This window comes from Ekhidna sp., assembly GCF_965227465.1.
GTDB lineage: Bacteria > Bacteroidota > Bacteroidia > Cytophagales > Cyclobacteriaceae > Ekhidna.
In genome coordinates, this window is sequence record NZ_OZ245746.1 from 924,909 (window position 1) to 945,686 (window position 20,778).

At 39.5% G+C, this 20,778-nt stretch carries 29 protein-coding genes; 17 read left to right on the top strand and 12 right to left on the bottom strand.

All coding sequences use genetic code 11. From position 1 onward, the window contains the following. Positions 1 to 103 precede the first annotated feature (103 nt). The 3 genes from ACO05G_RS04230 to ACO05G_RS04240 form a co-directional block, all read right to left on the bottom strand. Positions 104 to 523 carry a CBS domain-containing protein gene (locus tag ACO05G_RS04230; protein ID WP_421764834.1) on the bottom strand — a complete coding sequence of 140 codons (420 nt, stop codon included), beginning with the start codon at positions 521 to 523 and terminating at the stop codon, positions 104 to 106. Positions 524 to 543: 20 nt separating this feature from the next. After that, complete coding sequence (gene ppk2 / locus ACO05G_RS04235; RefSeq protein WP_421764835.1) at positions 544 to 1,422, bottom strand: polyphosphate kinase 2; 879 nt, start codon at positions 1,420 to 1,422, stop codon at positions 544 to 546. A 120-nt stretch (positions 1,423 to 1,542) separates the two neighbouring features. Continuing rightward, positions 1,543 to 2,043: a metallophosphoesterase family protein gene (locus ACO05G_RS04240; RefSeq protein WP_421764836.1), complete on the bottom strand. Its 501-nt coding sequence runs from the start codon at positions 2,041 to 2,043 to the stop codon at positions 1,543 to 1,545. A 52-nt stretch (positions 2,044 to 2,095) separates the two neighbouring features. Here ACO05G_RS04240 and ACO05G_RS04245 point away from each other — a divergent pair, with 52 nt between their 5' ends. From ACO05G_RS04245 to ACO05G_RS04255, 3 genes are all read left to right on the top strand, one after another. After that, complete coding sequence (locus tag ACO05G_RS04245) at positions 2,096 to 2,632, top strand: thioredoxin family protein (protein WP_421764837.1); 537 nt, start codon at positions 2,096 to 2,098, stop codon at positions 2,630 to 2,632. Between the two features lie 86 nt (positions 2,633 to 2,718). Next, positions 2,719 to 3,465 carry a head GIN domain-containing protein gene (locus ACO05G_RS04250; RefSeq protein WP_421764838.1) on the top strand — a complete coding sequence of 249 codons (747 nt, stop codon included), beginning with the start codon at positions 2,719 to 2,721 and terminating at the stop codon, positions 3,463 to 3,465. A gap of 63 nt (positions 3,466 to 3,528) precedes the next feature. Continuing rightward, the gene (locus ACO05G_RS04255) at positions 3,529 to 4,548 is read left to right on the top strand and encodes a tetratricopeptide repeat protein (RefSeq protein ID WP_421764839.1); all 1,020 of its coding nucleotides are present in this window, start codon (positions 3,529 to 3,531) and stop codon (positions 4,546 to 4,548) included. Here the strand turns inward: ACO05G_RS04255 and ACO05G_RS04260 are convergent. Beyond that, complete coding sequence (locus tag ACO05G_RS04260; RefSeq protein WP_348285038.1) at positions 4,533 to 5,246, bottom strand: hypothetical protein; 714 nt, start codon at positions 5,244 to 5,246, stop codon at positions 4,533 to 4,535. The two genes, ACO05G_RS04255 and ACO05G_RS04260, sit on opposite strands and share 16 nt — an antisense overlap. 74 nt (positions 5,247 to 5,320) lie before the next feature. Here ACO05G_RS04260 and ACO05G_RS04265 point away from each other — a divergent pair, with 74 nt between their 5' ends. The 8 genes from ACO05G_RS04265 to ACO05G_RS04300 all read left to right on the top strand — a co-directional run bounded on the left by ACO05G_RS04265 (position 5,321) and on the right by ACO05G_RS04300 (position 11,662). After that, positions 5,321 to 5,962: an NUDIX hydrolase gene (locus ACO05G_RS04265; protein WP_421764840.1), complete on the top strand. Its 642-nt coding sequence runs from the start codon at positions 5,321 to 5,323 to the stop codon at positions 5,960 to 5,962. Positions 5,963 to 6,028: 66 nt separating this feature from the next. After that, positions 6,029 to 6,178, top strand: coding sequence for a hypothetical protein (locus ACO05G_RS04270; protein ID WP_421764841.1), 150 nt, complete (start codon positions 6,029 to 6,031; stop codon positions 6,176 to 6,178). A gap of 178 nt (positions 6,179 to 6,356) precedes the next feature. After that, positions 6,357 to 7,013 (top strand): fructose-6-phosphate aldolase, encoded by a 657-nt coding sequence (gene fsa, locus ACO05G_RS04275; RefSeq protein ID WP_421764842.1) that lies wholly within the window; start codon positions 6,357 to 6,359, stop codon positions 7,011 to 7,013. A gap of 51 nt (positions 7,014 to 7,064) precedes the next feature. Beyond that, positions 7,065 to 7,268 carry a fructose-6-phosphate aldolase gene (locus ACO05G_RS04280; RefSeq protein WP_348285104.1) on the top strand — a complete coding sequence of 68 codons (204 nt, stop codon included), beginning with the start codon at positions 7,065 to 7,067 and terminating at the stop codon, positions 7,266 to 7,268. A 7-nt stretch (positions 7,269 to 7,275) separates the two neighbouring features. Continuing rightward, the gene (locus tag ACO05G_RS04285) at positions 7,276 to 7,986 is read left to right on the top strand and encodes a cell division ATP-binding protein FtsE (protein ID WP_421764843.1); all 711 of its coding nucleotides are present in this window, start codon (positions 7,276 to 7,278) and stop codon (positions 7,984 to 7,986) included. Positions 7,987 to 8,058: 72 nt separating this feature from the next. Next, positions 8,059 to 9,303: a DEAD/DEAH box helicase gene (locus ACO05G_RS04290; protein WP_421764844.1), complete on the top strand. Its 1,245-nt coding sequence runs from the start codon at positions 8,059 to 8,061 to the stop codon at positions 9,301 to 9,303. After that, a complete protein-coding gene (locus ACO05G_RS04295) occupies positions 9,304 to 10,350 on the top strand; it encodes a saccharopine dehydrogenase family protein (protein WP_421764845.1) in 1,047 nt (348 codons plus the stop codon). Positions 10,351 to 10,435: 85 nt separating this feature from the next. After that, positions 10,436 to 11,662 carry a caspase family protein gene (locus ACO05G_RS04300; RefSeq protein WP_421764846.1) on the top strand — a complete coding sequence of 409 codons (1,227 nt, stop codon included), beginning with the start codon at positions 10,436 to 10,438 and terminating at the stop codon, positions 11,660 to 11,662. A gap of 63 nt (positions 11,663 to 11,725) precedes the next feature. Here ACO05G_RS04300 and ACO05G_RS04305 read toward each other — a convergent pair whose 3' ends face one another. Next, positions 11,726 to 12,259 carry an ester cyclase gene (locus ACO05G_RS04305; RefSeq protein WP_421764847.1) on the bottom strand — a complete coding sequence of 178 codons (534 nt, stop codon included), beginning with the start codon at positions 12,257 to 12,259 and terminating at the stop codon, positions 11,726 to 11,728. Positions 12,260 to 12,380: 121 nt separating this feature from the next. Then, positions 12,381 to 13,457 carry a DNA polymerase IV gene (gene dinB, locus ACO05G_RS04310; protein WP_421764848.1) on the bottom strand — a complete coding sequence of 359 codons (1,077 nt, stop codon included), beginning with the start codon at positions 13,455 to 13,457 and terminating at the stop codon, positions 12,381 to 12,383. A gap of 185 nt (positions 13,458 to 13,642) precedes the next feature. On the opposite strand from dinB, the gene ACO05G_RS04315 reads away from it, so the two are divergent. Further along, positions 13,643 to 14,635 carry an NADPH:quinone reductase gene (locus ACO05G_RS04315; RefSeq protein WP_421764849.1) on the top strand — a complete coding sequence of 331 codons (993 nt, stop codon included), beginning with the start codon at positions 13,643 to 13,645 and terminating at the stop codon, positions 14,633 to 14,635. A 72-nt stretch (positions 14,636 to 14,707) separates the two neighbouring features. Beyond that, positions 14,708 to 15,256: a DinB family protein gene (locus ACO05G_RS04320; protein ID WP_421764850.1), complete on the top strand. Its 549-nt coding sequence runs from the start codon at positions 14,708 to 14,710 to the stop codon at positions 15,254 to 15,256. A 111-nt stretch (positions 15,257 to 15,367) separates the two neighbouring features. Here ACO05G_RS04320 and ACO05G_RS04325 read toward each other — a convergent pair whose 3' ends face one another. Genes ACO05G_RS04325 through ACO05G_RS04335 form a run of 3 tightly spaced genes read right to left on the bottom strand, consistent with a single transcriptional unit; the run spans position 15,368 to position 16,600 of the window. Then, entirely contained in the window at positions 15,368 to 15,748 is a 381-nt protein-coding gene (locus ACO05G_RS04325) for a DUF2200 domain-containing protein (protein ID WP_421764851.1), read from the bottom strand. 21 nt (positions 15,749 to 15,769) lie between these two features. After that, complete coding sequence (locus ACO05G_RS04330) at positions 15,770 to 16,165, bottom strand: VOC family protein (RefSeq protein ID WP_348285051.1); 396 nt, start codon at positions 16,163 to 16,165, stop codon at positions 15,770 to 15,772. A gap of 30 nt (positions 16,166 to 16,195) precedes the next feature. Then, positions 16,196 to 16,600, bottom strand: coding sequence for a helix-turn-helix domain-containing protein (locus ACO05G_RS04335; protein WP_421764852.1), 405 nt, complete (start codon positions 16,598 to 16,600; stop codon positions 16,196 to 16,198). Positions 16,601 to 16,852: 252 nt separating this feature from the next. Between ACO05G_RS04335 and ACO05G_RS04340 the strand changes: the two genes are divergently transcribed. Then, positions 16,853 to 17,407 carry an N-acetylmuramoyl-L-alanine amidase gene (locus ACO05G_RS04340; protein WP_421764853.1) on the top strand — a complete coding sequence of 185 codons (555 nt, stop codon included), beginning with the start codon at positions 16,853 to 16,855 and terminating at the stop codon, positions 17,405 to 17,407. 15 nt (positions 17,408 to 17,422) lie between these two features. On the opposite strand, the gene ACO05G_RS04345 is transcribed toward ACO05G_RS04340, so the two are convergent. Then, positions 17,423 to 17,989, bottom strand: a complete 567-nt coding sequence (locus tag ACO05G_RS04345) for a class I SAM-dependent methyltransferase (protein ID WP_421764854.1) — start codon at positions 17,987 to 17,989, stop codon at positions 17,423 to 17,425. Positions 17,990 to 18,260: 271 nt separating this feature from the next. Here ACO05G_RS04345 and ACO05G_RS04350 point away from each other — a divergent pair, with 271 nt between their 5' ends. From ACO05G_RS04350 to ACO05G_RS04360, 3 genes are all read left to right on the top strand, one after another. Beyond that, the gene (locus ACO05G_RS04350; RefSeq protein ID WP_348285055.1) at positions 18,261 to 18,686 is read left to right on the top strand and encodes a hypothetical protein; all 426 of its coding nucleotides are present in this window, start codon (positions 18,261 to 18,263) and stop codon (positions 18,684 to 18,686) included. Then, on the top strand, positions 18,670 to 18,861 hold the full coding sequence (locus ACO05G_RS04355) for a helix-turn-helix transcriptional regulator (RefSeq protein ID WP_348285056.1): 192 nt from the start codon (positions 18,670 to 18,672) through the stop codon (positions 18,859 to 18,861). The genes ACO05G_RS04350 and ACO05G_RS04355 overlap by 17 nt, the downstream gene beginning before the upstream one ends. A 75-nt stretch (positions 18,862 to 18,936) precedes the next feature. Next, entirely contained in the window at positions 18,937 to 19,335 is a 399-nt protein-coding gene (locus ACO05G_RS04360) for a DUF1801 domain-containing protein (protein ID WP_421764855.1), read from the top strand. Positions 19,336 to 19,434: 99 nt separating this feature from the next. Here ACO05G_RS04360 and ACO05G_RS04365 read toward each other — a convergent pair whose 3' ends face one another. Next, a complete protein-coding gene (locus ACO05G_RS04365) occupies positions 19,435 to 20,316 on the bottom strand; it encodes an SDR family oxidoreductase (RefSeq protein WP_421764856.1) in 882 nt (293 codons plus the stop codon). Positions 20,317 to 20,499: 183 nt separating this feature from the next. Continuing rightward, the gene (locus tag ACO05G_RS04370; RefSeq protein WP_421764857.1) at positions 20,500 to 20,661 is read right to left on the bottom strand and encodes a DUF1737 domain-containing protein; all 162 of its coding nucleotides are present in this window, start codon (positions 20,659 to 20,661) and stop codon (positions 20,500 to 20,502) included. Positions 20,662 to 20,778: the final 117 nt, after the last annotated feature.

The window sequence follows — 20,778 nt, forward strand, 5'->3', positions numbered from 1 at the left end:
GAAAGGTTGCATTGAAGCGGAAAAAACTTCAATAATTCTCAGAAAGCAGAAGGTATTTGAAGAGTGGAGAAAATTGAGAGGCATTTAATGCCTCTCAATATTTTTAATACAGTTCTATAAAGTAATTGATTATGTCGGTTGTGGTTATGATACCAACCAGCTTTTCGTTTTGAACTACCGGTAGGGCATGAAATTCCCGCTTTGAGAATATTTCAGCAGCATCTTTAATGGTGTCCTCTGGACTCAAGGTTTCCGGACTGTGTTTCATCACCTGGTTGATGGATAGCATATCAAAAATAGCCTCATCTGAACCACTTTGCTCATCTCCAAAGGTATTGCCGAAGCTAATCCTTAAAATATCGGTCTGACTCAGAATACCGATAAGCTTATCGCCAGAAACTACGGGAATATGGCGAATGTGATGTTTGTTAAAAAGTTCATTGGCCTCCTTAAGTGAATGGGTAATATTGACAGTGTGAACGTCCTTGGTCATTACGTTCTCTACTTTTTCTCTTTTTTTCATAATATGTTTAGTTAAATCTGTTAATCGGTACTTGCAGCGGCTCGGTGAAACCTACTGGCAATTTCAGGATCAGGATCCAGCGAAATATTTGCTTGATCCTTGCCTTTGTAATTCAGGTGACTTAGAACATACCTGATAGTCTCTAGCCTGGCTTTCTTTTTATTATTTGCCTCTATTATGATCCAGGGGCTGTAGGACATATGAGTCCGTGAAAACATTTCTTTTTTGTATTTGGTGTAATCATCCCAATGCTCCTGAGCTTTTTCATCAATGGGACTAAGCTTCCATTGTTTCAGTGGATCTCCTTTTCGAGAATCAAATCGTTTCTTCTGCTCATTTTTGGAAATGGATAACCAGAATTTGATAATCTCAACCCCATCTTCGTATAGCATGTGCTCAAATTCAGGCACCTGGAGTAGAAAAGTCTTGTATTCATCCTCTGTGCAAAAACCCATGACAGGTTCAACGACTGCCCGATTGTACCAGCTGCGATCATAAAAAGTGATTTCTCCGGGATTTGGTAAGGTGTTGACGTAACGCTGAAAGTACCATTGTCCTTTTTCTACTTCTGTCGGCTTACTTAAGGCAACTACCCGCATGGCTCGGGGATTCAAATGCTCTATAAACCGTCTGATATTCCCACCTTTCCCTGCTGCGTCACGTCCTTCGAAGATAATTGCCACTCTTCGGTTATTTAAGTAAACATCTCTTTGCAGTTTCACCAGCTCAATTTGAAGTTGCTTTAATTCGTGCTCATAATTGAGCGAAAACATCAACTTTTCAATGTCATGATGTTTTTCTTTTAATATTTTTTTGATTCCTTGTGCAGAATTTATCCTTTGCAGATCTTCAGCGGTGAGATCATATTTTTCTATTGCATGATTATTTTCCTCATCCATAAATCAATTCGCTTTATTAATTGATTCTCAAGATATGGATGGTCTGTAGTGGGGGAAAGGATAAACGTCATCCTCTATTTTGATAAAAATCACCTTGAATTAGGTGCTCATTTCGATTGTTTATGATCGTGCTCTGGGACCCAACTCAATCACCTCCAGGTTTTTGATTTCACCTTTTTCCAAATCAAAGCGTAGAAGCGTTTTTACTTTATGAAAACCATGTTTTCCCGCAGCACCAGGATTCATAAATAAGAGATTATTAGATTTATCTGGCATCACTTTTAAAATGTGAGAGTGACCACATATCAGAAGTTTAGGTTTGAATTGCTTTACATAGGCAAGCACCTTCTTGGTGTACTTAGGTGGCTTAGCAGCTATGTGTGTAATAAGTACACGAACACCTTCCCTTTCAAAAATCTCACCTTCCTTACATTCTTGTCTGAGTTTACCACCGTCGATATTCCCCCATACCGCAACAGTCGGTTTAAACTGTTGCAATTTTTCCAGAACTTCTGTGGTGCCAATATCTCCGGCATGCCAGATTTCATCTACTACCTCAAAGTGTTTAAAAATGCCCTCATCCAGAAATCCGTGAGTGTCTGACAGCAGACCTATCTTCATTGGCTTTATCTTTGTATGAAACTATACTTATGGTTTTAATCGTTTTAATGATATGCGAACACTAAAGTATTTATTTGTCTCCTTAATTGTTCTTGGAATTTCATCTTTCGATTTACCAAAAACAAACGAAGTGAAGTGGCTAACCTTTGAGGAAGCAATGGCGCTTCACGAAAAGGAACCACGAAAATTAATCATTGATCTGTATACAGATTGGTGCGGATGGTGCAAGGTGATGGACAAGAATACGTATACGAACCCAGTCATTGCTACCTACATCAATGAAAACTTCTATCCGATAAAATTCAATGCGGAACAAAAAGAACCTGTTGAATTTAACGGCCATACCTTTGAGTTTCTTCCGGATGCAGGACGAAAGGGAACACATTCAATCGCTTATGCAGTAACAGGAAATAACCTTAGTGGCTATCCCATGACTGTTTTTATGGACGAGGAACTGAGGATCATACAACCGATATCAGGATACCTGAAACCCAATCAAATGGAACCTATCCTGAAATTTATTGGGGGTGAGCATTATAAAACCACTAAATGGGCGGATTTTAAGAAAAATCACAAATCTTCACTGTGATTTGCAACCTTTCCTTTTTTTCTTGATCTATACACTAAACAATGAGCATTTAGGCTCATCCTAACTCATAAATAAAAAGTACGGTCATGAAAAAATCATTCTTAATCACATTACTTGGAATCCTGATCGCTGGATTCACTTTCGCTCAATCTGAGGAGACAAGAAGTTTGTCTTCGTTTTCAAGAATTTCGGCTCACGAAGGAATAGACGTATACATCACGGAAGGCAGCCAAGAGGAGGCACGAATTGTTTCTGAAAATGTAGACCTGGAGGATGTTCTTACTGAAGTTTCAGGAGATCGATTAAAAATACACTTAGACGGTAATAAATGGAGAAATGTAGATGTGGAAGTTTACGTGACTTATACGTCTCTAAATGGTATTTCTGCATCTTCAGCTGCATCCCTAACAGCCAAAAACCCAATTGATGCCAATGGTTCAGACTTTGATGTAGATGTAAGCAGCGCGGGTGATATAATAGCAGAAATTGAAAACGCCGACGAATTATCAGTTGATGCTTCCAGTTCCGGAGATGCACGGCTAAAAGTAGAAGCGAATGAAATTGAAGCAAACGTTTCAAGTGCCGGAGACATTGATATATCAGGAACTGCAAAGTATCAGGACATAGAGGCCAGCAGCTCTGGCGATTACGATGGGTACGATCTGGAAAGTGATGAAGCTGAGGCCAGTGCAAGCAGTGGAGGCTCGGTAAAAGTGAATGTTTCATCTAAGCTGGATGCAAGAGCCAGCAGTGGTGGTTCGGTGAGATATAAAGGATCTCCCACCTATTTGGATGCAAGTTCCAGCAGTGGAGGGTCCGTCAGGAAATCTTAACTTTTTTCTAAAAAACAGTCATAAGCCTGCATACATTTGTGCAGGCTTTTTTGTTTATATGAAATGGGAAAAATATTTCGGTTAGTTCTTATAGTAATTTTTTTTGCGGCGTGTGAAAGTTCCGACGAAAGAACAACACGTTTTTTTAATCTCGGTAATCAAGCCTTAACGAAAGGAGATTACATTCAGGCTATAGAATACTACAATCAATCTCTTAAGGAAACCCCAAATTATGCGCAGGCGCTTAATAACAGGGGAGTCGCCAGGATCGAATCAGATCACCCTTATGAAGCCATTTTGGATTATAACAAAGCCATTCAAATAGAACCTCAATACCTGGATGCACTTTTTAATAGAGCTTACGCTTATGAAGAGATTGGACAGTTTGAAAATTCACTGAATGATGTAGAAACCATCCAGTCTATAACAACTGACTCAGCATTTGTCTATTTCTATCAAGGCTTGGTGCAAACCAAAATGCGACAATATGATGCTGCACTCCTTAGTTTTCAGCAAGCAGATAGTCTGCAACCACTGAACCCTGAAACGCTGATCAACACGGCAAGCATCTACTATTTCTTGGAAAAATACGATACAGCAGCTTCGATTGTCAATAGTGCTTTGGAATTAAGTGGCAATGATGCCAATGCGTATAATTTGCTGAGTTTGATTGAACTTAAAAATCAAAATTACGAAGCTGCTTTAGCCGAGATCAATCGGGCACTTGATGTAGTCCCTGGTGAGCCTTATTTCTTAAACAATCGCGGATTCATTCATCTTCAAATGGATAACCTGGATTTAGCTATTGAGGATATTAATAGGAGCATTGTATTAAACCCAAAAAATGGATGGGCTTACCGTAATAAAGGCATTTACAAGATGCTAAATGAAGACTATGAAGGGGCACTGAATCTATTTGACAGGGCCATAAAATCAGCGGAATTTATTGATGAGCTATACTATTACCAGGGGTTGACTTTCTTCAGACAGGGTGAAACAGAAAAAGCATGTAAGGCCTGGCAGAAAGGAGTGGAGCAGAAAGAAATTTCAAGTCAACGAATAATGGATCAAAACTGTGGTTGATCCTTTTTGAAAATAAGTTGATAAAGTGATACGAGGTGACTGAATAAAACAGCCGGAACAATAAAGGTAGGCAACAGCACATATGGAAAATAAAAGACGCCTAAGTTCGCCACCTCTCCACCAGTAGGAGTGAAATAGTAAGGCATATAGCCGATGGCTGTTTTTACAATATTATAAAGTAGCGCAAGCGCAATCAGGTTCCATATAGTCGCACCAATTCGACTTTTACTTCGGGAGCCCACCATGAACACTGCAGCGAAAGGAGCCGAAATGCCGGAAATGATATCAAGATTACTACCTTCAAATGTCATATCCATAGGGATTGCTCTGGAAACAGCCAGCCACCATAAAACCATTTCAACCGGCACTCTGACAATGTGGATGTAGTGCAGGGTGGTAATCGGCATCTCCATTAAGATCGCACGTGTTCTGGGCCAGATAAACAGAATGATAATAGAAACGATTGTCAGCCCAACAAACATGGGTAGCCGCGGAATACCTGAAAGGTTGGTAAAGTAGCCGTTAAAAGTCTGGACACAAACAAAAAATATCCAACCAACGAGTATTGTGACAACAAGGGATGAGGTGAGATTTTTTTTACCAGGGGTGGCGGTGTTTACTGCGTAATATATAAACCCAAGCACGGCTATTACAATAGCAATAAAGGTTGCCGCAACATAATTAGGAATATCTTCCATTTTGGGTGATTAGGGTGACATAGGCAATATAAATAAAAAAAGAAATCAAATAGTCATGCTTAATTTGCATTGAAATGAATTTCGATGAACTGACCAGTTTCTTGGAGAAGCGTGTGCAAAAGCCCATGCCCGGAGACGTTGCGCATCAAAGAATGAAGCCAAAGCTGGCAAGTGGAGCTCCTTTGAAGATGAAACATGCAACACCTCCGCGAAAGGGAGGGGTGCTGATTTTGTTATATCAGGATCAGGAGACCGTTCACTTCCCGTTAATACAACGACCCAGTTATGAAGGCATTCATAGCGGACAGATGGCACTACCCGGAGGACGGTACGAAGAAGAAGATCAAGATCAATTTAATACAGCACTAAGGGAAACAGAGGAGGAGATTGGAGTAGATCAGAATAGCATTCAAATTGTTGGTAGTCTGTCAGAGTTTTTTGTAGCTGCCAGCAATTACATGGTGTTGCCTGTTATCGGCAAGCTTGATCACAAACCGAAATTTGTTCCAGAGCCAAGAGAGGTAGCGGATATAGTTACTCCGCCTGTCTCACATCTGATTGATCCTGACAGGTTGAAAGAAAAGGAAATGAATGTCAGAAACGGATTTAAGATGCACTGCCCTTACTATGACCTAGCAGGAAGAACCGTTTGGGGAGCAACTGCCATGATGTTAAGCGAATTGGTAGAAATCTTGAAAGAATATCCGGTGCGATAACAGATTTATCATGCTTTCTTAATATTCAATTTCAATCGATCATTTCTGCTTGGATAATTTTGCTTTATGGAATATGAAGAATTTGAAAATGAAGCATTTTCTACGGATTTCGATGATCGAATCGAGGTGGAAATAGAAGTTTATTTTCCAAAAAATGATGATTCTGAACGCTTAAAAGAAGAAGACGGATTTTATCGGCCTATAGATGAGTACTAATCCTGAATAATACTTACATCCTTCTAATCTATTTACTAATTTTGCAGCGGCAAACGGGTACGACCAGCTCCTGCTGAATCCCCCAGGACCTGACGGTAGCAAGGGTAGGCGGTCGTAGCGGTGCGATGCTTCGTTTGCCATTTTTCTATTCTAATTCCTCAATATAACTTCCTAACAAATGAAATTTTTCATTGATACAGCAAACCTTGACGAAATAAAAGAGGCTCAGGACTTGGGCGTACTCGACGGTGTAACCACCAATCCTTCACTCATGGCTAAAGAAGGCATTACCGGAGAAGCCAATATTCTGAAGCATTACAAAGACATTTGCGACATTGTAGATGATAATGTTAGTGCTGAAGTAATCGCCACGGAGTACGAAAAAATGGTCGCTGAGGGCAGAGAGCTTGCAAAGATCGATGATAAGATTGTGGTAAAAATTCCAATGATTAAAGGTGGGGTGAAAGCGATCTCAGCTTTGTCGGCAGAAGGAATCAGAACGAACTGTACATTGATCTTCAGTGCAGGTCAGGCAATGTTAGCAGCCAAGGCTGGTGCAAGTTATGTTTCTCCATTTATCGGACGACTCGATGATGTATGCACGGATGGGTTAGCTCTTATAGAGCAGATCGTCGGAATTTTCGATAATTACGGTTTTGAAACTGAAGTGCTTGCAGCTTCTATTCGACATAATATGCACTTGATTCAATGTGCTGAGATTGGTGCAGATGTAGCGACTTGTCCGCTTAGTGTAATAACCGGATTGCTAAAGCATCCGTTGACAGACTCTGGCTTAGAGAAATTTTTGGCCGACTACCAAAAAACAAACAAATAAGCTAACTGCGAGTTGATGATGGAAGAATTAGAATTACTTAATTTAGAAGAAATGTACATCATCAAGGTAAAAGGAAAAGCTAAGATTCCTGATTACATACAAATCAGGGATCAGGATTTTGTTCTGGTTGCGTATTTCAGAACAGATCGTCCATTAAAGAGAATGGATAAATTTGGCCTTGAGGGTAAGGATGAGGAATTAAAGCATCTTATCCAAGGACTTCCTTATGGGAAATTGCAAAAACTAGAGTTATAAGTAATAGATGACTTTTTCTGAAGAACCCGTTGTTCGAGTTTCAAATGCATCCATTTTTCAAGAAGATCATACGGTCTTAAGTGAAATTGATTTTACCATTGATAAAGGTGAATTTGTTTACCTCATCGGACGAACAGGAAGTGGGAAATCGTCACTTTTAAAAACGCTTTATGCCGATCTGCCACTAAGACTCGGGCATGCTGAGGTGGTAGGCTATCCGATTAGCAGCATCAAATCAAAAGATGTACCATTCTTACGAAGAAAAATAGGGATCATATTTCAGGATTTTGAGCTTTTCTATGATCGATCAGTCGCTGAAAACCTGACTTTTGTTATGAAGGCCACAGGGTGGAAAGATCCGGCCAAAATGAAAAACAGAATTGCTGAAGTTTTAATGAGGGTAGGATTAGGAGCTATTTCAGCAAAGATGCCACACCAATTATCAGGCGGAGAACAACAGCGTGTGGTGATCGCCAGAGCAATGATCAATGAGCCACAGATCTTATTCGCAGATGAGCCCACTGGAAATTTGGACCCAGACGTTAGCGACGGTATCCTTAGACTCTTCGAAGAAATCAATAATAGCGGTACTTCGGTACTGATGGCGACTCATAATCATAAGTTCATTGAGAAATTCCCTCATCGGGTCCTGAAATGTGAGAAAGCTCGCATTCTTGATTCTTCCAAAGAGAAGTTTGAGCTTAGCGGCTGGTATTGATCTCCCCATTTATTTAGTCGTACCTTTGCCATTCATAAGAGAAGGCCATAGCCGTTTCTTTAAATAATCTTTATGACATTTAATTCGCTGGGCTTATCCGAGCCCTTGCTAAGAGCAATTAGCAAAAAAGGATATTCAGAACCTTCGCCAATACAATCCAAGGTAATTCCAGTTATTTTAGATAAAAAAGATGTGCTGGCTTCAGCTCAGACCGGAACAGGAAAGACTGCTGGATTTACTCTTCCTATTCTTCAACTGTTATCAGACGGTCAGGAGTACCGAAAGCGACCTGTACGCTCACTCATACTAACTCCAACACGAGAATTAGCTGCGCAGATTTATGATAATGTAAGAGCATATTCAGCTTATACAGATCTTCGGTCGGCCGTGATATTTGGTGGTGTAAAAGCCAATCCGCAAATAGCTTCGCTAAAGAAAGGAGTAGATATTTTGATAGCTACTCCTGGACGCTTATTAGACCTTCACAACCAGCATGCACTTTCACTTCATAAAGTAGAAGTTCTTGTTCTGGATGAAGCCGATCGGATGTTGGATATGGGTTTTCAAAGAGATATCAATAAAATTCTACAATTGCTTCCACCAAGGAGGCAAAACCTTCTTTTCTCAGCCACATTTTCAAAGGAAATTAAAAGGTTGGCTAACGGATTCATGAGCCACCCCCAATACGTGGAAGCTACTCCGGAAAACACCACCGTTGAAAAAATAAATCAGCAAGTTTACCGTGTAGATAAAAAGCGTAAAACAGATTTGATCCTGGATTTGATCGCAGGAGGAAAATGGCAACAAGTGTTAGTATTCACCAGAACTAAGCATGGGGCCAATAGGCTAACGGAAAAAATGAATAAAGCCGATATCAGTGCTGCTGCAATTCATGGCAACAAAAGTCAGGGTGCACGAACAAAGGCACTGGCCGGGTTTAAAGAGGGAAAAGTGCGAGTTTTGGTTGCAACAGACATTGCGGCACGGGGTTTGGATATACCCTTGCTTCCGCACGTAATTAATTTCGAGTTACCAAATGTGCCGGAAGACTATGTGCATCGTATTGGGCGAACAGGAAGGGCAGGAGCAAGCGGTGTTGCATTATCATTGGTGAGTTTAGAAGAAATGGAGTACTTACGCGATATTGAGAAATTGATTGACACTCAGATTCCAGCTGAAACAGTGGAGGGATTTGAGTTGACAGAAAAACTAAGCGATTTGCCACCATCAACAAAAAAGAAGAACTTTAAAAGCTCCCAGCCTAAACAGAAAAATAAAAAATTCAGAGGGAGAAATCCCAGGCAAAACCGAAACTAGATGAATAAGAATCTCCTGATTTATGGTGCGTATGGATATACCGGTCGTTTGATCGTTGAAGAATGCCTAAAACAAGGTATTAAACCAATAATTGCCGGTAGAAGCGCTGAAAAAGCAATGACATTTGCGAATAAACATGGGCTGGAGTACGATGTGTTTGAAGTTTCGGAACGGGAAAAACTCGAAAAATGGCTGAAAAGAGGAGAGGTAGTTATCCATTGTGCAGGTCCTTTTATTCATACGGCTAAATCCATGGTACAAGGTTGCTTAGCTACCAATACGCATTACCTTGATATTACCGGTGAGTTTCAGGTGTTTGACTTAATCAAAGAGTATGGTGAAAAAGCGAAAGAGAAATCAATCATGCTTCTTCCTGGGGCCGGATTTGACGTGGTTCCTTCTGACTGTTTAGCCAAACACTTACAGACTAAACTACCATCAGCAACCGACTTGAAACTGGCATTTGTAAGCAAAGGAGGAAAGCTTTCAAGAGGAACTGCTAAAACCATGATTGAAAATTTGGGTGAGCCCCAGACCAGAAGAAGAGATGGAGACTATGAAGGAGTTCCGATGGGTAAGTCTTCAATGGTGGTTGATTATGGAGACTTCAAGCAAATCTCAATGGGCATTTCTTGGGGAGATGTGTCAACAGCTTATCACAGTACAGGTATTCCGAATATTGAGGTCTTTTCAGGGACTACTGAACAGCAATTGGCCAAGGTTAAGAAGGCATTGAGACTTTCATTCATGTTGAGATCACGGACTATTAAGAATTTTTTACTGCGCCAGATGGATAAACGACCGGATGGACCCAAAGAGAAAAGAAGATTAGAATCCAACATGTATTTGTGGGGTGAAGCCAGTGATGGAGATACCAAGGTGGAGGCTCGCTTGAAAACACCAAATGGATATACGTTAACTGCATTAACAGCGATGTTGATTGCAAATAAGATTATAAATGGTGATTTCAAACCAGGTTTTCAAACACCCTCTTCTGCTTATGGAAAAGGCATCATCCTGGAAGTCGATGGATGTGAACTTTCGTAGAATCTAAAGAGTGGTTGATCTTTAATCAAAAGAAGGTTGATCGAAGGATGCAATCATTTACCACCGAATCACGTAATTTCATACCATGAGATTCATCCTAATCACCTTATTCATTGTATACTCATTTCTCTCTCCTGCACAGTCGGTTGATGTTACTGGCACATGGCTTGGCACCTCTACCTTTCTCAAGGAACATAATCAACTAAAGTATGAGCTGGTTCAGAAAGGGAATATGATTTCCGGATATGTCTACGCCAACAATCTAAAAAAAGACTCCATCAAAGCATCTGTAACGGGAAAAATCAAAGACGGAAAAATTCTTTTAGAAGGCAAAGAGATTATTTACAAGACTGGTCTGGCCTGCATGGCTAAAAATCAATTAACCTATGTGTTGAATAATGGCAAGGAAACCCTGACCGGAAAATGGAAGGGAGACATGAAACTCAACACCTGTTCGCCACTTGCCTCGGGGACAGTAACCTTGTTTAGGGAACAGCCAAAGAATGAGACAGCTGTTATCGTACAGTCGACGACATCTCCGACGGAGCAAATTGAAGATAAAGATGCAGTAGGGAAAGCACTGATGAGTGAGCTCGGAAAGCGAAAATACTATGCTTTGATTATTGGAATCAATGAATATCAGGATGATGAAATACAAGATCTGGACAACCCCATCAATGATGCTGAGCAGTTAGCGGGAGTTCTAACCTATCACTATTCCTTTGATCAGGAGAATGTAACGGTTCTGGAAAATCCAACAAGAGAGGATATCATAAAATCGCTTGATAGGTTAACAACTACGGTCACAGAAAAAGACAACCTGCTTATTTTCTATGCCGGTCATGGCATTTGGAATGAACAGCTAAATCAGGGGTATTGGCTACCAAGTGATGCTAGTCTGGACTCCAAGTCTTATTGGTTGTCGAATAGTACCCTTCGCGATTATGTCGGTGGAATCAATTCCAAGCATACCTTACTTATCTCGGATGCGTGCTTTAGTGGAGGTATTCTGAAGGAAAGAGCCGTCTTTGGAAATAGCCGTGCTGTTCTGGAAGTGTACAAGCTACCAAGTAGAAAGGCGATGACTAGCGGCACGCTAAAAACGGTACCGGATGAAAGTGTATTTATTGAATACCTGCTGAAAAATCTGGTTAACAACCAGTCTCCATTGCTTTCTGCAGATCAGCTTTTCAGGTATTTCAAAACTGCCGTGATCAACAATAGCCCAAATGGCCAGGTGCCTCAATATGGACCTATTTCTCAGGCAGGCGATGAAGGAGGGGATTTTATCTTTCTCAAAAGAGGTAAATAAAGCAAATAAAAAAATCCCTCCGAAAAGGGATTTATTATGAGAAGGCATATAAAAATGTTTAACCTAAAGATTGCCTCCTGCAGTATCAATTACACCCATTTGAATACATCGATTGTACATGTCGTGTAAGTCAAAACCTCGAACGATTTTACCGTTTTCAACTGTATACCTAAACACGGTTTTGTAAGTCACTTCTTTATTTGTTGGCTGTGCCAATCCCAGGCGGGTAAATGTTGGATTACTATGTGTGAATTTTCCTGTGGTGAACAGAACGACATCATTTTCTTCAGCTACAACTGCATCTATTTCATACCTGAGATCAGGCATCATTTGTGCAAATCGTTGACGTCCGATTCGCATGGTTTCAGGAGTGTAATTCCTTCCCTGAAAGTTGGTTGAAGGAGCATAATCCATGTAATCAGGTACAATAAGGTGATCGAGGGTGTCCAGGTTTTGCATGTTCCACATTGAATTAAAGAAGGTCAAAACAATTTCCTTGTTTATTTCTTCTTTGGACTTGGTGTTGGTTTCTGAGGAAGGAGAACATGCTGAAAAGATTAGTGATAATAAGATGGAAGTCGCAAACAGTTTTTTCATGGTTAGATTAAATTATGAGTTAAAAGTACCATTGTCAAAGCGTTCATGAATTCCAATTGGTGCGAATGGTAGAATTAAGGGTGTGGACAGACTGAAAGAGGTTGTGGAATAGTCTAGCAGGCTAGAAATCTATGGTTAGCTGAGATGAAACATTAGTAGGCTCATCTTTGGCAAAATTGGAGATGCCTACCCCAATTAACCGAATACCTTCTTCACTTATCAGATCCTCCGAAAACAAGGACAATCCCATTTTAACAAATTGATCTTCTGTATTGATTCCTTCCTCGTAGGTCCTGCTGCGGGTAATTTGACGGAAATCCCCATATTTTATTTTTATAGTGATGGTGTGACCGTTACTTACTTTACTTTTTTGATAACGCTGAAAGGAAATCGTTGCAATTCGACCCACCTCATCCATGATCTCCTCCATTTCGTAAAGGTTCCGGTCAAAGGTTCGTTCCGCACTGACAGACTTGGTTTCACGAACTGGCTGTACTTCTCGGTTGTCTGTGCCTCTACAGATGTTGTAATAATACTGTCCCGACTTGCCGTACCTAAGCTTCAGATCATCCAGGTTTTTTTTTCTTAGGTCCTTTCCGGTGAAAATTCCCGCTTTCACCATCTTCTCAGCTGTTACTTTACCGATTCCATGAAAGCGATGCACTGGAAGAGATGCGACAAAATCTTCCGCATCATTTGGTAAGATGACATAGAGTCCGTCTGGCTTATCCATATCTGAGGCCGTCTTTGCAAGAAATTTATTGTAAGAGATGCCGGCTGAGGCAATAAGTCCGGTGCGTTCTTTGATCTTCTGTTTGATCTCCTTAGCAATCAAAGTAGCAGAATTCAACCCGATTTTATTTTCAGTTACGTCCAAATAAGCTTCATCTAAAGATAGTGGCTCCACGAGATCGGTGTATTCAAAAAACACCTCTCGAATTTGATTGGAGAGTTCCTTATAGCGTGGAAAACGAGGAGGGACAAAGATCAGATGCGGACATTGCTTAGCTGCTTTCGCAGAAGGCATTGCAGACTTCACTCCAAACTTTCGAGCCTCATAGCTGGCTGCTGCTACAACTCCTCGCTGAGAATTACCTCCCACGGCGACAGGTTTCCCTCGGAGTTCCGGATTATCCAATTGCTCTACTGATGCATAAAAGGCATCCATGTCTATATGTATGATTTTCCGGTGGTCCATTTGAATAAAGCTGCAGGTGGTGCAGATAAGAACACAAAGTAAATAGGATTAGTGACAGCCCTATGTCATTAATGGTAAATGAAGGTAAAATGATCCTTCAATGCTGATATCATATATGTTACCTATTTTTATTCTAATAGGTGAATTATCTAGTATTAGATCTCACTTCAAATCACGAAAAATCGATGAAAGCAGCATTTTATACAAAACAAGGAAAGGCAGAAGATGTCTTTCAAGTTGAAGAAATTGAAGACATTCTCCCAGCGCAAGGTGAGGTTCAAATTAAAATTCATTACTCCGGTGTTAACCCTGGTGAAGTAAAGAAACGTGCAGATACTTTTGGAGTGGGCATGCCATATGATAAAATAATTCCACATAGTGATGGAGCGGGTTACATAGAAAATGTTGGTGAAGGCGTAGAGGAATCATGGATTGGTAAGAAGGTCTTATGTTATGGAGCTCAATCATATCGACAGTTTGGAACTGCTGCTGAATACTGTAGTGTGCCAGTAAGCAACGTCGTTGAGTTAACGGAACATGTTGATCTCAAACAAGCTGCACAAATGGGAATCCCAGGTATTACAGCCCATCGGGCGGTAAATGTGGGTGCAGGCGTGGTTAGGAATAATCGTGATGGTCAAGTGGTATTAGTCCAGGGAGGAAGTGGAGCAGTGGGGCAATGTGCCATTGCAATGGCTAAAAAATCTGGAGCAGTGACTTTGGCAACTGTAACGAAATCAGGGAATGTTGAAATAGCAAAAAATGCTGGTGCTGATGGAGTTTATTTAGTAAATGATTCATTAAAGGAAAACGTACTAAATGATTATCCGAATGGTGTCGATCACATCATTGAAGTAGCTTTTGCTGCTAATATTGAGAGTGATGTTGCAATTCTCAAACAAGGTGGTTCCATTGCCACCTATGCAACTAATCAAAATCCAGCCAGCATACCATTTTGGCCGTTAGTGTTTTCCAATATTTCTATTTTCTTTTTAGGAAGTGACGATTTTAAGAATGACGAAAAACAGGCTGCAGCTCATGATTTGGCTGAAGCTTTATCAGAAGGATGGACTGGCTTGCCAATTGGGGAAATATATCCTTTGGAAAATATTGCTCAGGCACACCAGCATATTGAAGATAGGAAAAAAGGAAGAGCGCTTGTAAAAGTTATAGGATAGCGAGGAACACTGAAAATTCATTCTCAGATTATTTATGATTAAATTGTTAGAAACGCTAACGACACTGAAATCATGAAAAAAGTATTATTTGTATTCACACTGCTGATCAGTTGCGCATTGATTGCACAAGATCAATTTAAAAATGAAGTCATCGGTAATATGACCTTCACCAAAGGAAGAATTGTTCAACTAGCTGATGCCATGCCCGATGATAAGTTTGGTTGGGCACCTGCTGAGAGTGTTCGATCTTATTCTTCAGTAATAGGACATGTGGTAGCAGCTAACTATTTCTTTGGAATGAAACTGGGAGGGACTATCCCTGATGGAATAGATCCAATGAACATTGAAAAAAGCCTGACAACCAAAACAGAACTAACCAAAGCACTCAATGAATCACATGATTTCGTCACTGCTGCCATTAGAAATCTTAAAGCGGAGGACATGAGCTCGAAAGTAGATATGCCGTTTACGGGTGATTTTACTAAAATGAGCCTGGTGAACATCGTGATGAATCACGCAAGTGAACACATGGGACAAATGATCGCCTATGCACGAATGAATGGGATCACACCTCCTTGGAGTATGCCCATGAAAAGTGATGATGAGGTTAGTGATAATTAACCAGTTAAAAAGCCCTTAAGTAAAACTTAAGGGCTTTTATTCTATAATAGGAAGTATTAATAGTAGCTGATTAGTTGGCAAAATCGTTAACAGAAGTCAATTGTAAAGTGGTTATTGTTTCTTTTCTTCTCGCAAAATTTTCTCCATTTTTCGCCCCTTGGCTAGTTCATCAATTAGCTTTTCCATGCGTCTGCATTGTTTATACACTTCAAATTCATCCTCGATTTCTTCAATTCGATAACCACAAACGACCCCTTTAATCAAATGTGCATTTGAATTTATTTTAGCTTTTTGAAAAAATGTGCTAAAAGTTGCTTTATCATGGATAAGAGCTTTTAAAGCACCTTGATCAAAACCAGTAAACCATTTAATCACTTGGTCGAGTTCTTCTTTTGTTCTACCATTTTTCTCCAATCTATTCAGGTAAAGAGGATAAATGGATGCAAATATCATATTGGCAACCTTTTCATTTTTTTCAGCTGTTACTTTCATCTATTTACGCTCTTTTAGGACTTACAAATTTTCCACAAGTTGAATATTATTCCCACAGGTATCATTAAAAACAGCAAATTTCACTGTACCCATTTGAGTTGGTTTCATGCTGAATTCAACCCCAAGTTCAATCAAACGATCATATTCTTGTTGTACATCTTCAACATCGAACTGAGTGTATGGTATGCCTGCTTCCATTAGGGCATCTTGAAAGACTTTCGATGGTTCAAAATGAACAGGTGCAGGCTCCAGAAGTAATTCTGGTCCATCCTGCCATTCTGCTGAAACTAGCGTCAGCCACCTATTTCCACCTTCTAATGGAGTGTCAATTTTTTTAATAAACCCTAGCTTTTCAGTGTAGAATCTGAGTGCCTTTTCCTGATCCCTGACCGGGATACTTATAAGTGTTACTTTCATCGGTAATGATTCAAATTGGTCTATCAAAGATCAGGAATCAGAAACTAATTTACTTCTCGAAAGTTGCTCTTTTTGAAATTGAATTGGTGTTTTCCCCACTTTAGTTTTAAATAGAACACTAAAAGAACCCAAACTTGCAAACCCAACAGCATAGCAGGTTTCGGTGACAGTCATTCCATTTACCAGGTGTTCTTTTGATTTTTGAATGCGTTTATCAATCAAATATTGCCTGGGTGTGAGGCCGTAATACTTTTTGAACAGGCGTATAAGATGGTACTTAGAAATATACTGAATTTCAGAAAGCATTTTTATGCTTAAATCGGTTTCATAGTTGCTCTCAATGTAGTTTCTCACAGCAATTACCGAATCGATTTGACCCTGGTTTTTGTAAAGAACTTCGCTTAGCTTTTTTAGCTTCTTTTCGTAAAAGGTCATCTTTAATCCAGCAATAAAGCCAACTTTCTAATAGGTTTAGTGAACATATCCTTTTCAATAGTATTCTAAAGATAAAGTTTCACACTGAAATTTGCTTAATCAGTCGATTCATTAAGTCTGACTCTTTGTTAAATCCAGTAATCTCGCTATTGATTGAAGGATTTTAAAATGAGCACCTGATTAGTAAAAGAATAGTACATTTAAAGTTTACAGTTACCTTTTTTATATTTGAATACCTAAATCACACCATCAATGGCAATTGAACCTAAAGGAATCATCGTACACTCGATGAGTGAATATTTTGAAAGAGATGCATTAAAATGGCTCTCACGGTACAATAAGGAGACCAACACCTTCGATGGCACTCCTTTGCATCAATACCCGAATCCCATTCACGCACCCGATTGGCTGGTGTATTCGAGATTGTCTGTGCATGGTTTCATCTCACCAAATGGAGATTGGATTGCAGGCAGGGCCGTTCCTGAAAAAGCCGCACATGCAGGGAAAAGCATATTTGGAAATCTTTCAGGATTGAATAGCCACTTTCTAGGCTTTGAGATGCTGGTACCAGGTGTAAATAACTACAGTCAATTCATAAATAAAATTGCTACAGCAGGCACTTTTTCTTCAGCGCAAAGAGAAACTGCTTTGGCGAAATGCAGGGAATGGATGGCCACTTACAACATCTCTTCCAATGCGGTAGTCGGTCACTCAGAAGTATCAGGAGACGATGTACGAGGACCCGGCAAGGGAAAAAGGGATCCAGGTTCCTCCTTTGATATGGATGCCTTTAGGGGGGATTTGTAAGGAGGTTGTAGGAGTCTATTTTCTTATCACGATCATTTTGTACTTCGTGGTAGAAACATGGTCACTCTCCTTGTCCTCATAAACGTATTTAAAATCCAATTCAGTCATTCGTTCAGTGAATTTTAGGTTAGCAACAATGGTGTTGAAGGTGTTAATCTTGCTACCCGCGTTCTGAATGCAAAAAACGATTAGGCTGCCTTCTTTTGATTCACTGATTATTCGTTCCACGAGTTTAGACTCCTGTATCAGTTCAGATTTCCGGAAATGAAACATGCTGTCCAGGAGGATGAAGTCAAAGTCTCCAAAGTCTTGGAATTCATAAATATCATCTACCAATCCAGTCAGGTCAAGTCCTTCCGACTTAGCCGTTTGTTCCATCTGTTGGATGCCAACTGCCGAGTTATCAATTCCAGTTACCTCATAACCAAGTTTTGCCAATGGAATAGTATCTCTTCCTTGGCCACAACCCAGATCTAAGAGTTTCCCTCTTGTTGGGTGATTCGAGAAAAAGTTGATCAGTTCGGGGTAGGGTTCCCCGAATAAGTTCTCTGTTCGATAATGTTTATCATATGCTACTGCCATTGGAAATGGGCCTATTATTTATAATGTTTCTGTGTATGGTTTTGTTGTGATTGATACTAAGATAGGAAACAGGAAGAACCCGTAGTTCAGCTGCTGGTATTTTCGGAATAGTAAATTACAAATAAACCTTACTCGTTGTAGTTCAATGTTTTTATTTCAACGTGAAATTTGTTTTCAATATTCAACGCGATGATATAATTGAAATCCCAAAATCCATTTGTTTAATGTGTTAGAAATATATAACTATGTGTTAGAAATAAATAACATAATCATGAAGGCAAAAAAAATAGCTATTGTAAAGTTTTCAGTGGCGGCTTTTATTCTTGCGTTAATGGGATTTTGGATTTTTAAAACATCACGGCCCTTTAATGAGATTGCTTACAGTATAATTGCGGCGATGCTGATTGTAGTTGGATTTATAACTTATTCAGGCATTCAAGCGCTCAAAGATGCAAAAGCAGGTCTTAATTCCGCAGATGAACTTTCGAATAAAATAACTGAAAAAGCAGCTGCAGCCACCTTTAGAATTTCGATTTACATGTGGCTTTTTGGTCTGTTTGCACTTGACTTCTACTCCGTTGATTCGGTAAACAAAGCCAAACTTGTCATTGCAATCGGCATGATCGGCATGACTTTGATTTTCCTTTTTATCCGTTTGTACCTTTCAAAAGTTGGAATAAATGATAACAAGGATTAAGGAACTACGTGCGCGAAACAATTTGACACAGATTGACCTTGCCCAAAAAGTTGGTGTACGTAGGGAAACCATTGTTTTTCTTGAGAAGGGAAAATATAACCCTTCCCTCAAACTGGCGAGTGATATTGCCAATGTATTCAATATGAGGATTGAAGAGGTGTTTATATTAGATTGATTTGAAGATAACTGATTATATCAATAATGCTGAATCAATTGTTTGAGATATAGAACCAAAATAAATAATAACATAATGAAATTGTCTAATGATAGTGTAACTGAATTCATTAAATCGATTCAAAATGAGACTAGACAAAAAGATGGTTTTTTTGTCATTGATATGATTCGTCGGATAACAAATTTGGAACCAGAGAGATGGGGGCCTTCCATTATTGGCTTTGGTAATTATATACAGGAATATGAAACTGGACGTAAGTCTAAACTCCCTTTAATGGCATTTTCGCCAAGAAAGCAACATCTTGTCTTCTATGTATTGAACAATTTCGAAAAACAACAACAACTTTTAAATAAATTAGGTAAGCACAGAACGGGTAAAATATGCCTTTACATCAATAAAATTTCAGATGTTAACCCAGGGGTATTGGAAGAAATCATTGAATGCTCATTCAATAAGTTTAAACTTAAAAAATAATAAGATTGCGAGCTGGTCTCTTTGCTTTACTTACTCTGTTCCTAATTACTTAAAATTAAATAGTCTTGGTTCGAGAAGGGTCAAAATGTATTACTACTTCTAGTTAGCGTGCGGCCCGTTGTTTGGAGCTTGTTTATTCTTTCTGAAAGCCGAAATCATATCCAAAGGGGATTTATGCGATCTTCCAGTTACTCTTTCAAAGTCGGAAGGAACATCATTTACTCCGCTCTTGATTCCCTCATAAATTCCTGCAATGACAGTTCCTATAAAGTCACCAAGCTCGGCCTTTCTTTCAGTTAGATACTCATCAAATGAAATTGAATTGAATTTTAAATCTGTACCAAAGACCTCATTAATCAGTTGGGCTAATTTTGCTTGTGTGATTGGATCGCCAACCAAATTATACGTTTGGCCATTGTGTTCATCATTTAAAAGCATTTGAGCGTAGGCATACGCCAATTCACCTCGACTTGTGTAAGCACACCTACCTTCGCCAGCACAGTTTCGGATTTCTCCTTCTTGAATGTAGTTGTCCAGGTATTCCAGGTCAGGTTCAATGTAAATGCCATTTCTTCCAATGACCCACTGCAATCCTGATTCACGGACATCCTGTTCCGTTTGACGATTGCTCTGTACCACTGGACTGAATGCCGTGTTTTCTTCATCACCCACTATGCTGGTATAAACGATTTTCTTTACACCGTTTTGTTTTGCCGCCTCAATTACATTTCGGTGTTGCTGAATTCGTTTGTCCGGAGCATCCATCCCTGAAAGTAAAATGACTTTGTCCATGCCCTTTAAGGCTTGATCAAACTCCTGCCGATTGTTATAATCCCCTTTTCGTACTTCTATACCGAGGTGTTTTGCCTTTTCCGGAGTACGGGCAATCCCGATTACATTTTCGTTACCATTTTCTACGATTAGTTGTTTGATAATGGATGAACCAAGTTGACCGCTGGCTGATGTAACTGCTATTTTCATTGGGCTAGTTCCGTTTACCAAATTTTCTAGTTTTTGTGTGAATTCGATTAGTAATCTATTCTGCAAATTTTTTCAATTCCGGATTATTGATAAATTCCATAGTTCACTATGTTTTGAATTCATTTCGTGGTTTGAATTTTAATTCAGTTATTGATCCCAAAAACGTGGCAAAAAAATTAGTTTTCATTTTGCTTCTTTTATTAATGCTTGGGCAAATACAGGACTTGTAGCAAGTGTAATTGAAATTCCACCCTGAAGAGTCCAACCTTCATCTATTCTTAATTGCACTTCATCAGTTAGTTCTTTCACATTTTTTCCAGTTGCAATCATGTAATTTTTTTCCATAATTTAGTTTATAAATTTTGTTTTATTTGAGTTCGTTTGCCAATGAATGCCAACGCCCAGATATGGCGCTGTGGCTTCCGAGCTAAATTAATTGCGATGAAGTTAGCCTATCTACTT

Bases quoted from the DNA above. Each gene is read 5' to 3' on its own strand.
- ACO05G_RS04240 (WP_421764836.1), bottom strand. From the start codon at position 2,043: ATGAAGATAGGTCTGCTGTCAGACACTCACGGATTTCTGGATGAGGGC.
- fsa (WP_421764842.1), top strand. From the start codon at position 6,357: ATGAAATTTTTCATTGATACAGCAAACCTTGACGAAATAAAAGAGGCT.
- ACO05G_RS04270 (WP_421764841.1), top strand. From the start codon at position 6,029: ATGGAATATGAAGAATTTGAAAATGAAGCATTTTCTACGGATTTCGAT.
- ACO05G_RS04350 (WP_348285055.1), top strand. From the start codon at position 18,261: ATGAAGGCAAAAAAAATAGCTATTGTAAAGTTTTCAGTGGCGGCTTTT.
- ACO05G_RS04320 (WP_421764850.1), top strand. From the start codon at position 14,708: ATGAAAAAAGTATTATTTGTATTCACACTGCTGATCAGTTGCGCATTG.
- ACO05G_RS04245 (WP_421764837.1), top strand. From the start codon at position 2,096: ATGCGAACACTAAAGTATTTATTTGTCTCCTTAATTGTTCTTGGAATT.
- ACO05G_RS04230 (WP_421764834.1), bottom strand. From the start codon at position 523: ATGAAAAAAAGAGAAAAAGTAGAGAACGTAATGACCAAGGACGTTCAC.
- ACO05G_RS04355 (WP_348285056.1), top strand. From the start codon at position 18,670: ATGATAACAAGGATTAAGGAACTACGTGCGCGAAACAATTTGACACAG.
- ACO05G_RS04315 (WP_421764849.1), top strand. From the start codon at position 13,643: ATGAAAGCAGCATTTTATACAAAACAAGGAAAGGCAGAAGATGTCTTT.
- ACO05G_RS04300 (WP_421764846.1), top strand. From the start codon at position 10,436: ATGAGATTCATCCTAATCACCTTATTCATTGTATACTCATTTCTCTCT.
- ACO05G_RS04265 (WP_421764840.1), top strand. From the start codon at position 5,321: ATGAATTTCGATGAACTGACCAGTTTCTTGGAGAAGCGTGTGCAAAAG.
- ACO05G_RS04255 (WP_421764839.1), top strand. From the start codon at position 3,529: ATGGGAAAAATATTTCGGTTAGTTCTTATAGTAATTTTTTTTGCGGCG.
- ACO05G_RS04340 (WP_421764853.1), top strand. From the start codon at position 16,853: ATGGCAATTGAACCTAAAGGAATCATCGTACACTCGATGAGTGAATAT.
- ACO05G_RS04305 (WP_421764847.1), bottom strand. From the start codon at position 12,259: ATGAAAAAACTGTTTGCGACTTCCATCTTATTATCACTAATCTTTTCA.
- ACO05G_RS04295 (WP_421764845.1), top strand. From the start codon at position 9,304: ATGAATAAGAATCTCCTGATTTATGGTGCGTATGGATATACCGGTCGT.
- ACO05G_RS04365 (WP_421764856.1), bottom strand. From the start codon at position 20,316: ATGAAAATAGCAGTTACATCAGCCAGCGGTCAACTTGGTTCATCCATT.
- ACO05G_RS04345 (WP_421764854.1), bottom strand. From the start codon at position 17,989: ATGGCAGTAGCATATGATAAACATTATCGAACAGAGAACTTATTCGGG.
- ppk2 (WP_421764835.1), bottom strand. From the start codon at position 1,422: ATGGATGAGGAAAATAATCATGCAATAGAAAAATATGATCTCACCGCT.
- ACO05G_RS04325 (WP_421764851.1), bottom strand. From the start codon at position 15,748: ATGAAAGTAACAGCTGAAAAAAATGAAAAGGTTGCCAATATGATATTT.
- ACO05G_RS04280 (WP_348285104.1), top strand. From the start codon at position 7,065: ATGTACATCATCAAGGTAAAAGGAAAAGCTAAGATTCCTGATTACATA.
- ACO05G_RS04330 (WP_348285051.1), bottom strand. From the start codon at position 16,165: ATGAAAGTAACACTTATAAGTATCCCGGTCAGGGATCAGGAAAAGGCA.
- dinB (WP_421764848.1), bottom strand. From the start codon at position 13,457: ATGGACCACCGGAAAATCATACATATAGACATGGATGCCTTTTATGCA.
- ACO05G_RS04285 (WP_421764843.1), top strand. From the start codon at position 7,276: ATGACTTTTTCTGAAGAACCCGTTGTTCGAGTTTCAAATGCATCCATT.
- ACO05G_RS04290 (WP_421764844.1), top strand. From the start codon at position 8,059: ATGACATTTAATTCGCTGGGCTTATCCGAGCCCTTGCTAAGAGCAATT.
- ACO05G_RS04360 (WP_421764855.1), top strand. From the start codon at position 18,937: ATGAAATTGTCTAATGATAGTGTAACTGAATTCATTAAATCGATTCAA.
- ACO05G_RS04370 (WP_421764857.1), bottom strand. From the start codon at position 20,661: ATGGAAAAAAATTACATGATTGCAACTGGAAAAAATGTGAAAGAACTA.
- ACO05G_RS04260 (WP_348285038.1), bottom strand. From the start codon at position 5,246: ATGGAAGATATTCCTAATTATGTTGCGGCAACCTTTATTGCTATTGTA.
- ACO05G_RS04335 (WP_421764852.1), bottom strand. From the start codon at position 16,600: ATGACCTTTTACGAAAAGAAGCTAAAAAAGCTAAGCGAAGTTCTTTAC.
- ACO05G_RS04250 (WP_421764838.1), top strand. From the start codon at position 2,719: ATGAAAAAATCATTCTTAATCACATTACTTGGAATCCTGATCGCTGGA.